The following is a 12976-nucleotide window of genomic DNA, read 5'->3' on the forward strand; positions in this document are numbered from 1 at the left end:
AGCAAATACGGTCTATAAAAATATTCCATCATGATTTTTATATGAGGCCTATCCGATTCATACCTGATCGGTGTGAAATTTCTTGGTATCGAAAAACAAAAACTCCACAAGGAAAGGAAAAAGAATATGCAATTTTCCAAAACGCTATTACTTGCGCTGGGACTTACAACAGTTTCTTTTGCAGCCGAGGCTAAACAAACAGTATGTGTTTTTGACTTCGTTGGTAAAAATGGCGATGTCTATGCGCTGATGAAGGATTATCAGCTTGCCGCTAAAAACTGGGGAGCTGATATCGAGCTTAAAGTAAACCAGAATGAAGCCGTGATTGCTGAAGATTTTAAAGCGGGTAAATGTGATGGTATTAGCGTGTCAGGAATGCGCGGGCGTCAATTCAACTCATTTACTGGTTCATTAGATGCAATTGGTGCGATTCCAGATCTCAAACTTGCTGTTAAAGTCATGCAAGGCTTAGCGAGCCAAACTTTTAGTAAATATATGGTTAATGGACGCTATGAGGTCGTCGGTATTATTCCCGTTGGTGATGCTTACCTTTTAGTAAATGACCGTAGCATCAATACAGTAGCGAAAGCTGCCGGTAAAAAAATCGCTGTGCTTGACTATGATGAAGCACAAAAAATTATGGTTCAGCAGGTCGGGGCACAGGCTGTTAGTGCTGACGTAACAAATTTTGGTGCGAAATTTAATAATCATCAAGTTGATATTATTGGTGCGCCAGCAGCAGCATTTAAACCTTTGGAACTACAAAAAGGTTTAGGCACAAAAGGTGCGATCGTGAATTATCCGATCTTACAGGTCACAGGAAATATTATTATTCGTCCTGATAAGTTCCCAACTGGTTTTGGCCAGAAATCTAGGGAATGGGTTTCGGGTCAGCTGCCACGTGCTTTTACTATCTTGGGTAAAATGAAAGCTGATATTCCACAAAAATACTGGATGGATGTCCCAGCAGCCGATAAGCCAGGCTACCAAAAGCTTATGCGGGAGTCTCGAATTAACCTTACACAACGTGGTGTATACGATAAACGTATGATGAAACTCCTTTGGCAATTCCGTTGTAAGCAAGATGCTAAAAACTTCGAGTGTGGCTTACAGGATGAGAATTACAAATAATCTTGATAAAAATACTCAAGATTCGCTTTAAACTTCGAAGACAGACCCTATATTGATTATGCTATACTCAATATAGGGTCTTTTTTATTTTGAAAGGCACAGCAAAATCCGAGGAACAATCATCATGAATGCCCAAGCTCTAGTTTTGACAGATAATGCTGCCAATAAGGTACGCCAACTCCGTGATAGTGAAGGGAATGACGATCTCATGTTACGTGTATATGTAACAGGAGGCGGGTGTTCAGGGTTTTCGTATGGCTTCAATTTTGCTGAAAGCGTAAATGAAGATGATGCAGAATTCGTAAATGGCGATGTAAAAATGCTGGTTGACTCACTTAGCTATCAATATTTAATTGGCTCAGTAGTTGACTATGTAGAAGGTCTTGAAGGTTCACGTTTTATCGTACAAAACCCGAATGCAACAACAACATGTGGTTGTGGTTCTTCATTCTCGATTTAAAAGAATTTTAAAATTTAAAAAACCTCTCTATTTTGAGAGGTTTTTTTATTGATCAGATCATTATCTTTTACAGACAGATTCTAAAAAATATTGCACAAGTTCAGGTGCATTCTGATATGGAATCCAATGCGACGCATCCATAAAAACTGCTTCATAACTATTTTTAAAATAATGTGAGTTTTGCTCGGCACTTTTTTCTGTAACGGCAATATCATGTTTACCCCAAATAAAAAGAGTTGGAACATCTATGGCTTTAAACGGATTTTGAGGTTTCTCCCAAAAAAAGCCACGATACCAATTCAACGCCGTAGTTAATCTATTTTCTTTTATAAACTCAGTCTCGAATATAGCAATTTGCTGTTCAGTCATGCCTGATGACTTTAGAAACTTACGACCCAATTTAGGTATCTTTTTAAATAAAAGTTCTGGCAGAATGGGTAGCTGAAAAATTGCAAAATAATAAGATTTAAAAAGTTGTCTGCTGCTTAAACAAGCTTTTAAAAAAGCAGCTTGATGGGGCACAGAAACTAAAGTGAGATGCTGAATATATTGTGGATACTTCATCGCAATGCCCGAAGCGATTGCCGAGCCCCAGTCATGCCCAATTAAATAAACTGGCTGGCCAAGCTGCTCAATGAAACTTGCCACATCTTCTACAAGTTCACTCAATGAATATTGAAATCGGCTTTGAGGCCTAGCATTTAAACTATAACCACGTTGATGAATTGCAAGTGTTCTAAATTGATGCTGATGCAATAATTCAGAGGTTTGCTCCCAACTATGAGCAGTTTCTGGAAAACCATGCAATAAAACAACGAGTGGACCATCTATAGGGCCTGAATCAATTACATCGAATGTCCAAACCTCACGTGTGTATTGATGAATACGTTTGGTCAGATCCATGAAAACATGCCTTAAATCATTTTTGTTGGCATTTATCATGAGTTCTTATGCTCATTTACATAACAGCATTTCGGGTCAGTAAATGTGCTATGAGGTCGAATCTGACCAATCAAATCGATAAATAGCTTTATACCGCCGTGATCGTACCTAGAATTCTGAAATCCGAAGCACCTGTTACTGCTGGCAAATTACCACTTAAACCATCTACAAAGCGCATTGCTAACCATGCAAATGCTGTAGCCTCGACCCAAGTAGGGGAAAGTCCTAACACATCGGTAGGTTGAACAGACCAATTATGTTTACGTAAACGCCAACGTAATTGTTCTAACAAATAAGAGTTATAAGCACCACCACCACAAACATACACTTCGCCTGTTTCCATCTCAGAGCGATAAATTGCTTTTTGAATTGCACGCACAGTGAGTTTTAATAGGGTTGCTTGGATGTTTTCAGGTGTATCTTCTAACTCATCATAGGTTAAATCATTTCGCCAATCGATTAACTGATCATCCAACCAGTCAATATTAAAGTCTTCACGTCCTGTGCTCTTAGGCGGTTCTTTAGAAAAATATTCATGTGCATGGAGACGGTCGAGTAAAGAGCGAATAGGGTGACCATAGGCAGCCCAATCACCATTTTCATCATATGGATGACCTGTATGGCGATGGCACCACGCATCCATCAAAATATTTGCAGGACCTGTATCAAAACCAAATACGCCGTCACTGTTATTGGCAGGCAGCATACTCACATTAGCAATACCACCCAAATTCAAAATTACACGATGAATACTTGGATGTTGAAATAATGCTTGATGGAAAGCCGGAACCAATGGTGCGCCCTGACCGCCTGCTGCCATATCTCTACGACGGAAATCTGAAACAACCGGAATCTGAGTAATTTCAGTAATGATGTTGGGATCGCCAATTTGTAACGTAAATCCATGTTCTGGACGATGACGAATGGTTTGCCCATGCGACCCAATTGCTTTAATTTGGCTACGGTCTAATTGGTGCTTTTCAATGAGATTATTAATCCCGTGGCCGATCATTTGGGCCAGAGCAACATCAGCTTTACCCATACGGTCAATTTCATTGTCATCAGGTAAAGTTAATGCCATAAGCTCATCACGTAACTCGGGTTCGAATGGAACCGTAAGAGTGGCATGAAGCTGTAGTGGCTCAAATGAAGCCGCTACAATATCCACACCATCCATACTAGTGCCAGTCATTACGCCGATATAGATTGCGCTCATATGCAACTTCCCCTGCAAGACGCTGAAAAAATGTTAGTATATCGCACAAATTGAATAACTGATGTGTTTAGGTTTTGTGATGTCAAATTTCTTGCCCGCCGAAGAACAGCTTGCCCTCATCCAACGAGGCACGCACGAAATTATTTCAGAAGAAGATTTACTGAAAAAGCTTAAAGAGAATCGCCCTCTTAAAATTAAAGCTGGTTTTGACCCTACAGCACCAGATTTACATTTAGGACATACGGTTCTTATTAATAAACTAAAAACTTTCCAAGACTTGGGCCATGAAGTTACCTTCTTAATTGGTGACTATACAGCAATGATTGGTGACCCAACTGGTAAAAGCGCAACTCGTCCGCCGTTATCACGTGAACAAGTAGAAGCCAATGCTAAAACTTATCAAGAGCAAGTATTCAAGATATTAGATCCGAATAAAACAAAAGTACGTTTTAACTCAGAATGGTTTAATCAAAAGTCTGCTGCTGACCTTATCCAATTAGCAAGTCAGCAAACCGTATCACGTATGTTAGAGCGTGATGACTTTACTAAGCGTTATAGCAATCATCAGCCGATTGCAATTCATGAGTTTTTATATCCTTTAGTTCAAGGTTATGACTCAATTGCGCTTGAAGCTGACGTTGAGTTAGGCGGTACAGACCAGACCTTTAACTTACTTATGGGTCGTACTTTACAAAGCCGTTATGGCCAAGAATCTCAAGTGTGTATCACCGTGCCGATTCTAGAAGGTCTAGATGGCGTAAATAAAATGTCTAAATCTTTAGGTAACTATATTGGTGTATTTGATACACCAGGGGCAATGTACCAAAAAGTTTTATCAATGCCAGACTCTTTAATTGAACGCTATTTCGATTTATTAAGCTTCAAATCTCTTGATGAGATCAAAGCTCTATTAGATGAAATTGCTGCTGGTCGTAATCCGCAAGAAGTAAAACGTATCCTTGCGCTTGAGTTAGTTGAACGCTTCCATGATGCAGAAGCTGCTACTAATGCCCATAAGAGTGCTGGTAACCGTATTACAGAAGGTGAAGTACCTGAAGACACACCAGAAGTGACTATTTCACTTGGTGAGTTTGGAGGAGAAATCTTTATTGCTACGATTTTACGTGTAGCAGGCCTAAACCCAAATGCAGCTGCGGCAAAAGATGCGGTTGCTCGTGGTGCGGTAAAAGTTGACTGGAATGCTGTTGATGCAAGCTTCTCTGTAAAAGAAAACGGAAGCTTTATTATTCAATCAGGTAAAAAAGCAATTGCACGTGTAATTTTCACTGACTAATAAAAAATTTATAGATTAAAAAAGCAGGAGTAATCCTGCTTTTTTTTATTTCTGGATCACAAAATCAATTAAAGCGTTCCACGTGGAACCATCTAAACATAATTAATAGTTAAAGAATTAAATTAAAAATAATAAGAAATATAAAGCAGGGTAGAGTATTTACTCTATTATTTCTTTAGATTCTTTAGATTCTTTAGATTCTTTAGATTCTTTAGATTCTTTAGATTCTTTAGATTCTTTAGATTCTTTAGATTCTTTAGATTCTTTAGATTCTTTAGATTCTTTAGATTCTTTAGATTCTTTAGAATTAAGGGACTATATATGTCTATAACGTCTATTGAAGATATAGAAAATTAAAAATGTCCTAAATTCTTAAATATAAAAACTAATAAAAAGTAATGAAAATGCCTAAAAAAAAGCCATATATATCACTTTTTTCGCAAAATAGTAGAAAAAAACGGCACTCAAGTGAAAAAGGCTGAAATACCCCTTGCAAAGGGATCTTAATCATCTATAATGCACATCCATCGGCGGTGATGCAGATAGAAACTTGTTGAAAAACAGTTACTTGTGATTAAGTTGATTGCTTTAAGTGATGAATTTGATGGTAAGTTGGTTTTGAGAATGAGTTTTAAAAATATCGAAATTACCTGTTGACTTTTAAGAGATTAAGAGTAATATAGCCGACCTAGCTTGCTGGTGACGAACCAGGAAGAAGATCATTAAGAGAATTGAAGAACAACTTGTGTGGATTTTTACTGGTTGATTAATCGAAATAATTTTCATTGATTGATTGGTTTAAATTACTCGAAGTTTATTTGAGCGAAATTTAAGTCAGTAATTGATGAGCCAGAATTGGTACCTTGTCTTTAAATAAGGTACAAAATGATTTTAACTGAAGAGTTTGATCATGGCTCAGATTGAACGCTGGCGGCAGGCTTAACACATGCAAGTCGAGCGGAGAGAGGTAGCTTGCTACTGATCTTAGCGGCGGACGGGTGAGTAATGCTTAGGAATCTGCCTATTAGTGGGGGACAACATTTCGAAAGGAATGCTAATACCGCATACGTCCTACGGGAGAAAGCAGGGGATCTTCGGACCTTGCGCTAATAGATGAGCCTAAGTCGGATTAGCTAGTTGGTGGGGTAAAGGCCTACCAAGGCGACGATCTGTAGCGGGTCTGAGAGGATGATCCGCCACACTGGGACTGAGACACGGCCCAGACTCCTACGGGAGGCAGCAGTGGGGAATATTGGACAATGGGCGCAAGCCTGATCCAGCCATGCCGCGTGTGTGAAGAAGGCCTTATGGTTGTAAAGCACTTTAAGCGAGGAGGAGGCTACTTTAGTTAATACCTAGAGATAGTGGACGTTACTCGCAGAATAAGCACCGGCTAACTCTGTGCCAGCAGCCGCGGTAATACAGAGGGTGCAAGCGTTAATCGGATTTACTGGGCGTAAAGCGCGCGTAGGCGGCTAATTAAGTCAAATGTGAAATCCCCGAGCTTAACTTGGGAATTGCATTCGATACTGGTTAGCTAGAGTGTGGGAGAGGATGGTAGAATTCCAGGTGTAGCGGTGAAATGCGTAGAGATCTGGAGGAATACCGATGGCGAAGGCAGCCATCTGGCCTAACACTGACGCTGAGGTGCGAAAGCATGGGGAGCAAACAGGATTAGATACCCTGGTAGTCCATGCCGTAAACGATGTCTACTAGCCGTTGGGGCCTTTGAGGCTTTAGTGGCGCAGCTAACGCGATAAGTAGACCGCCTGGGGAGTACGGTCGCAAGACTAAAACTCAAATGAATTGACGGGGGCCCGCACAAGCGGTGGAGCATGTGGTTTAATTCGATGCAACGCGAAGAACCTTACCTGGCCTTGACATAGTAAGAACTTTCCAGAGATGGATTGGTGCCTTCGGGAACTTACATACAGGTGCTGCATGGCTGTCGTCAGCTCGTGTCGTGAGATGTTGGGTTAAGTCCCGCAACGAGCGCAACCCTTTTCCTTATTTGCCAGCGAGTAATGTCGGGAACTTTAAGGATACTGCCAGTGACAAACTGGAGGAAGGCGGGGACGACGTCAAGTCATCATGGCCCTTACGGCCAGGGCTACACACGTGCTACAATGGTCGGTACAAAGGGTTGCTACCTAGCGATAGGATGCTAATCTCAAAAAGCCGATCGTAGTCCGGATTGGAGTCTGCAACTCGACTCCATGAAGTCGGAATCGCTAGTAATCGCGGATCAGAATGCCGCGGTGAATACGTTCCCGGGCCTTGTACACACCGCCCGTCACACCATGGGAGTTTGTTGCACCAGAAGTAGCTAGCCTAACTGCAAAGAGGGCGGTTACCACGGTGTGGCCGATGACTGGGGTGAAGTCGTAACAAGGTAGCCGTAGGGGAACCTGCGGCTGGATCACCTCCTTAACGAAAGATTGACGATTGGTAAGAATCCACAACAAGTTGTTCTTCATAGATGTATCTGAGGGTCTGTAGCTCAGTTGGTTAGAGCACACGCTTGATAAGCGTGGGGTCACAAGTTCAAGTCTTGTCAGACCCACCATGACTTTGACTGGTTGAAGTTATAGATAAAAGATACATGACTGATGATGTAAGCTGGGGACTTAGCTTAGTTGGTAGAGCGCCTGCTTTGCACGCAGGAGGTCAGGAGTTCGACTCTCCTAGTCTCCACCAGAACTTAAGAGAAGTTCGGATTACAGAAATTAGTAAATAGAGATTTCGGTCTTGGTTTATTAACTTCTGTGATTTAAGTATCACGGTATTAAGCATGACCTGACGAAGGCGTGTTTATTCATTAACAGATTGGCAAAATTGAGTCTGAAATAAATTGTTCACTCAAGAGTTTAGATTAAGCAATTAATCTAGATGAATTGAGAACTAGCAAATTAACTGAATCAAGCGTTTTGGTATATGAATTTAGATTGAAGCTGTACAGTGTTTAAGTACACAGACAACAGATAGTAGCGATGAAGAATCGCACGGACAACACTCACTTGTAGGTGTTGACGACTGTTTGGGGTTGTATAGTCAAGTAATTAAGTGCATGTGGTGGATGCCTTGGCAGTCAGAGGCGATGAAAGACGTGATAGCCTGCGAAAAGCTCCGGGGAGGCGGCAAATATCCTTTGATCCGGAGATTTCTGAATGGGGGAACCCACCTACTTTAAGGTAGGTATTGCAACATGAATACATAGTGTTGCAAGGCGAACGAGGGGAAGTGAAACATCTCAGTACCCTTAGGAAAAGAAATCAATTGAGATTCCCTCAGTAGCGGCGAGCGAACGGGGATCAGCCCATTAAGTTATGTGTGTTTTAGTGGAACGCTCTGGGAAGTGCGAACGTAGAGGGTGATATTCCCGTACACGAAAGGGCACACATAATGATGACGAGTAGGGCGAGGCACGTGAAACCTTGTCTGAATATGGGGGGACCATCCTCCAAGGCTAAATACTCCTGACTGACCGATAGTGAACCAGTACCGTGAGGGAAAGGCGAAAAGAACCCCTGTGAGGGGAGTGAAATAGATCCTGAAACCGCATGCATACAAGCAGTGGGAGCACCTTCGTGGTGTGACTGCGTACCTTTTGTATAATGGGTCAGCGACTTATATTCAGTAGCGAGGTTAACCGTATAGGGGAGCCGTAGAGAAATCGAGTCTTAATAGGGCGTTTAGTTGCTGGGTATAGACCCGAAACCAGGCGATCTATCCATGAGCAGGTTGAAGGTTGGGTAACACTAACTGGAGGACCGAACCCACTGTCGTTGAAAAGCCAGGGGATGACTTGTGGATAGGGGTGAAAGGCTAATCAAGCCTGGTGATAGCTGGTTCTCCCCGAAAGCTATTTAGGTAGCGCCTCGGACGAATACCATAGGGGGTAGAGCACTGTTTCGGCTAGGGGGTCATCCCGACTTACCAAACCGATGCAAACTCCGAATACCTATGAGTACTATCCGGGAGACAGACTGCGGGTGCTAACGTCCGTAGTCAAGAGGAAAACAATCCAGACCGCCAGCTAAGGCCCCAAAATCATAGTTAAGTGGGAAACGATGTGGGAAGGCATAGACAGCTAGGAGGTTGGCTTAGAAGCAGCCACCCTTTAAAGAAAGCGTAATAGCTCACTAGTCGAGTCGGCCTGCGCGGAAGATGTAACGGGGCTAAAACTATGTGCCGAAGCTGCGGATTTGACATTAGTCAAGTGGTAGGGGAGCGTTCTGTAAGCCGATGAAGGTGTATTGAGAAGTATGCTGGAGGTATCAGAAGTGCGAATGCTGACGTGAGTAACGACAAAACGGGTGAAAAACCCGTTCGCCGAAAGACCAAGGGTTCCAGTCCAACGTTAATCGGGGCTGGGTGAGTCGACCCCTAAGGCGAGGCCGAAAGGCGTAGTCGATGGGAAATTGGTTAATATTCCAATACTTCTGTGTAATGCGATGAGAGGACGGAGAAGGTTAAGTCAGCCTGGCGTTGGTTGTCCAGGTGGAAGGATGTAGGTATGTATCTTAGGCAAATCCGGGGTACTCTATACTGAGATCCGATAGCAAGCTGTACTTGTACAGTGAAGTGGCTGATACCATGCTTCCAGGAAAAGTCTCTAAGCTTCAGTTACACAGGAATCGTACCCGAAACCGACACAGGTGGTCAGGTCGAGTAGACCAAGGCGCTTGAGAGAACTCTGCTGAAGGAACTAGGCAAAATGGTACCGTAACTTCGGGAGAAGGTACGCTGTTGTTGGTGATGGAACTTGCTTCCTGAGCTGACGACAGCCGCAGAAACCAGGCCGCTGCAACTGTTTATTAAAAACATAGCACTCTGCAAACACGAAAGTGGACGTATAGGGTGTGATGCCTGCCCGGTGCTGGAAGGTTAATTGATGGGGTTAGCGTAAGCGAAGCTCTTGATCGAAGCCCCAGTAAACGGCGGCCGTAACTATAACGGTCCTAAGGTAGCGAAATTCCTTGTCGGGTAAGTTCCGACCTGCACGAATGGCATAATGATGGCGGCGCTGTCTCCAGCAGAGGCTCAGTGAAATCGAAATCGCTGTGAAGATGCAGTGTACCCGCGGCTAGACGGAAAGACCCCGTGAACCTTTACTGCAGCTTGACACTGAACTTTGACCTTACTTGTGTAGGATAGGTGGGAGGCTTTGAAGTTGGAACGCTAGTTCCAATGGAGCCGTCCTTGAAATACCACCCTGGTAATGTTGAGGTTCTAACTCTGTCCCGTTATCCGGGACGAGGACCGTGTCTGGTGGGTAGTTTGACTGGGGCGGTCTCCTCCTAAAGAGTAACGGAGGAGTACGAAGGTGCGCTCAGCGTGGTCGGAAATCACGCGTAGAGTATAAAGGCAAAAGCGCGCTTAACTGCGAGACCCACAAGTCGAGCAGGTACGAAAGTAGGTCTTAGTGATCCGGTGGTTCTGTATGGAAGGGCCATCGCTCAACGGATAAAAGGTACTCTGGGGATAACAGGCTGATACCGCCCAAGAGTTCATATCGACGGCGGTGTTTGGCACCTCGATGTCGGCTCATCTCATCCTGGGGCTGAAGCAGGTCCCAAGGGTATGGCTGTTCGCCATTTAAAGAGGTACGCGAGCTGGGTTTAGAACGTCGTGAGACAGTTCGGTCCCTATCTACCGTGGGCGCTGGAAATTTGAGAGGATCTGCTCCTAGTACGAGAGGACCAGAGTGGACGAACCTCTGGTGTACCGGTTGTGACGCCAGTCGCATCGCCGGGTAGCTATGTTCGGAAGGGATAACCGCTGAAAGCATCTAAGCGGGAAGCCTACCTCAAGATAAGATTTCCCTAGGAATTTATTCCTCTAAAGAGCCGTTCGAGACTAGGACGTTGATAGGTTGGATGTGGAAGCATAGTGATATGTGAAGCTGACCAATACTAATTGCTCGTGAGGCTTGACTATACAACACCCAAGCAGTTGTATATGAAGCATCAATCGATTCATAAACATGCAAAGCAACTTGATTTAGTTAAACACTTAGCTAAAATGAACAACGAAAAATCAGACCAATCAGCCCATCTGTAAAGATTTGGAAAACGCAACGTATCACACAGTGAATAAAACGAAGCAAGTATCCATACCAGTTGTGCTGGCGACCATAGCAAGAGTGAACCACCTGATCCCTTCCCGAACTCAGAAGTGAAACCTCTTAGCGCTGATGGTAGTGTGGGGTTACCCATGTGAGAGTAAGTCATCGCCAGCTCATTATTCTAAACACCCCCATTCTAATGAATGGGGGTGTTTTTTTATTAGGGGAAAAAATATATATGGGGGGAATAAATATAAAAATACTAAGGAAGAGTTGTGCTATAAATAATAAAAAAATTAATCTTTTAAGTATGCATAATAAGGGAAGAGCATCTATGATAATTTATGGTGATGTCGGTTCGGGTAACTGCTATAAGATAAAACTATTACTTTCCTTATTAAATATTAATCATAGATGGATCCACGTTGATATTTTAAACAAAGAAACTCAATCAGCTGATTTTTTGTCATTAAATCCTAATGGAAAAATACCTGTATTAGTCCTAGAAGATGGTCGTGTTTTGAGTGAGTCGAATGCTATCTTAGGTTACTTGGCTGAAGGAACAAAATTTATTCCTACAGATCCTTTTATTAAAGCAAAAATGTACCAATGGATGTTCTTTGAGCAGTATAGTCATGAACCATTTATTGCAGTTGCTCGTTTTATTAATAAATATTTAGGGTTACCACCAGAAAGAATAGAGGAATACCATAATTTACAGCCAAAAGGCCATAAAGCACTATCTATTATGGATAACGCTTTAGTTGAGCATGACTATCTTGTTGGAAATGAACTGACCATTGCTGATATTGCCTTATATGCATACACACATGTCGCTGAAGAAGGTGGCTTTAATTTAAAGTTATATCCAAATATTCAAGTATGGTGTCAAAGAATTCGAGAATATTTAGGTTATGTAGATATGATTTAAATAAAAAAAGAACTCATATAGAGTTCTTTTTTATTTCTGAAATTCTAATTTAGAAGTGTGCTTCCAAGCCTACATATGGGCCTTTAAACTCAAATTTAAGGTCATTGTTATCGTAGTCATCTAAATCGATATTAAGTACGCGATAACCTGCTGTTAAGCCAAGGTCAATGAGTAGGTTATCTGCAAATTTATATTTTACTTCTGCCAGTGCATCTGTAATTCGTGCATCGTCAAAGTTTGTATAAGTTGCTTCACCTTTAGCACTTAAGCCAGTAAACGGAAGTTTTACTTCACCTGACAAATAAGCAATAGGATATGTTTTATCAATATCCACGCGCTTACCTGTATACGCAGTAATATCACCATTTAATACAGTTGCACCAAGACCAGCATCTACACTTACGATATTATCTAGTAACTCGTAGTAGAGGATAAAATCGCTATGATCTAAATCAACTTTATAGTTGGCTTGACCTAAAGTTTCTGATTTAGTTTCGGTATCTAAATTTACATAACGAATTTTTGCATTTGGAATAAATGGAATTGGGTGTTCTACTGCTAATGAGATTTGAGCACTACCTTTTTGATCTAAATCCTGATCTTCAGGTGATTGAGAAGACATATTAGCTTTACCGTCATAGAACCAGTAACCTACGTCGCCTTTTACTCCTATGAAGTCTGCTTGAGCAAAGCCACTTAAGCCCATCCCGAGCGTTAATAAAGATATTTTTAATATTTTCATTTTTACATCCACATAAAAGAAATCTTTGAGCGCATGATATAGACATCTTGCTACAGATGCATTGATAAAAAATAAGGATTTGAGGTATGTGATATGAGTAAATTTTTAAACCTTAAAAAAATTTATTTAATTCAAATAATTAATATTTTATGCCTCACTTAAATGAATTTAATTTTTTAGAAAATTTAGTATA

Annotated in this window: 7 protein-coding genes, 2 tRNA genes and 3 rRNA genes; 9 read left to right on the plus strand and 3 right to left on the minus strand. The window is 41.9% G+C overall.

Annotation, left to right across the window (positions count from 1 at the left end; translation table 11 throughout):
- Positions 1-126: 126 nt before the first annotated feature.
- Positions 127-1131: a putative solute-binding protein gene (locus AAC388_RS00050; RefSeq protein ID WP_342371040.1), complete on the plus strand. Its 1005-nt coding sequence runs from the start codon at positions 127-129 to the stop codon at positions 1129-1131.
- Positions 1132-1255: 124 nt separating this feature from the next.
- Entirely contained in the window at positions 1256-1591 is a 336-nt protein-coding gene (gene erpA / locus AAC388_RS00055; protein ID WP_002115421.1) for an iron-sulfur cluster insertion protein ErpA, read from the plus strand.
- Positions 1592-1651: 60 nt separating this feature from the next.
- On the opposite strand, the gene AAC388_RS00060 is transcribed toward erpA, so the two are convergent.
- On the minus strand, positions 1652-2494 hold the full coding sequence (locus AAC388_RS00060) for an alpha/beta hydrolase (protein WP_342371041.1): 843 nt from the start codon (positions 2492-2494) through the stop codon (positions 1652-1654).
- Positions 2495-2621: 127 nt separating this feature from the next.
- Positions 2622-3749: an anhydro-N-acetylmuramic acid kinase gene (locus tag AAC388_RS00065; RefSeq protein WP_342371042.1), complete on the minus strand. Its 1128-nt coding sequence runs from the start codon at positions 3747-3749 to the stop codon at positions 2622-2624.
- A gap of 61 nt (positions 3750-3810) precedes the next feature.
- On the opposite strand from AAC388_RS00065, the gene tyrS reads away from it, so the two are divergent.
- From tyrS to AAC388_RS00100, 7 genes are all read left to right on the plus strand, one after another.
- Positions 3811-5043: a tyrosine--tRNA ligase gene (gene tyrS / locus AAC388_RS00070; protein ID WP_080973473.1), complete on the plus strand. Its 1233-nt coding sequence runs from the start codon at positions 3811-3813 to the stop codon at positions 5041-5043.
- Positions 5044-5935: 892 nt separating this feature from the next.
- A 16S ribosomal RNA gene (locus AAC388_RS00075) occupies positions 5936-7473 on the plus strand.
- 59 nt (positions 7474-7532) lie between these two features.
- Positions 7533-7609 (plus strand) — tRNA-Ile (locus tag AAC388_RS00080).
- Between the two features lie 55 nt (positions 7610-7664).
- Positions 7665-7740: transfer RNA gene (locus AAC388_RS00085), tRNA-Ala, on the plus strand.
- A 352-nt stretch (positions 7741-8092) separates the two neighbouring features.
- Positions 8093-10983, plus strand: a 23S ribosomal RNA gene (locus AAC388_RS00090).
- A 186-nt stretch (positions 10984-11169) separates the two neighbouring features.
- Positions 11170-11284 (plus strand): 5S ribosomal RNA (gene rrf / locus AAC388_RS00095).
- The 16S, 23S and 5S rRNA genes sit together here with 2 tRNA genes alongside, the layout of an rRNA operon.
- A gap of 160 nt (positions 11285-11444) precedes the next feature.
- A complete protein-coding gene (locus tag AAC388_RS00100) occupies positions 11445-12041 on the plus strand; it encodes a glutathione S-transferase family protein (protein WP_032036300.1) in 597 nt (198 codons plus the stop codon).
- Positions 12042-12090: 49 nt separating this feature from the next.
- Here the strand turns inward: AAC388_RS00100 and AAC388_RS00105 are convergent, their stop codons facing one another.
- Positions 12091-12795 (minus strand): TIGR04219 family outer membrane beta-barrel protein, encoded by a 705-nt coding sequence (locus tag AAC388_RS00105; RefSeq protein ID WP_336030683.1) that lies wholly within the window; start codon positions 12793-12795, stop codon positions 12091-12093.
- Between the last annotated feature and the right edge of the window lie 181 nt (positions 12796-12976).

It is taken from the genome of Acinetobacter sp. D009 (assembly GCF_038562025.1).
GTDB classification, from domain to species: Bacteria; Pseudomonadota; Gammaproteobacteria; order Pseudomonadales; family Moraxellaceae; genus Acinetobacter; species Acinetobacter pittii.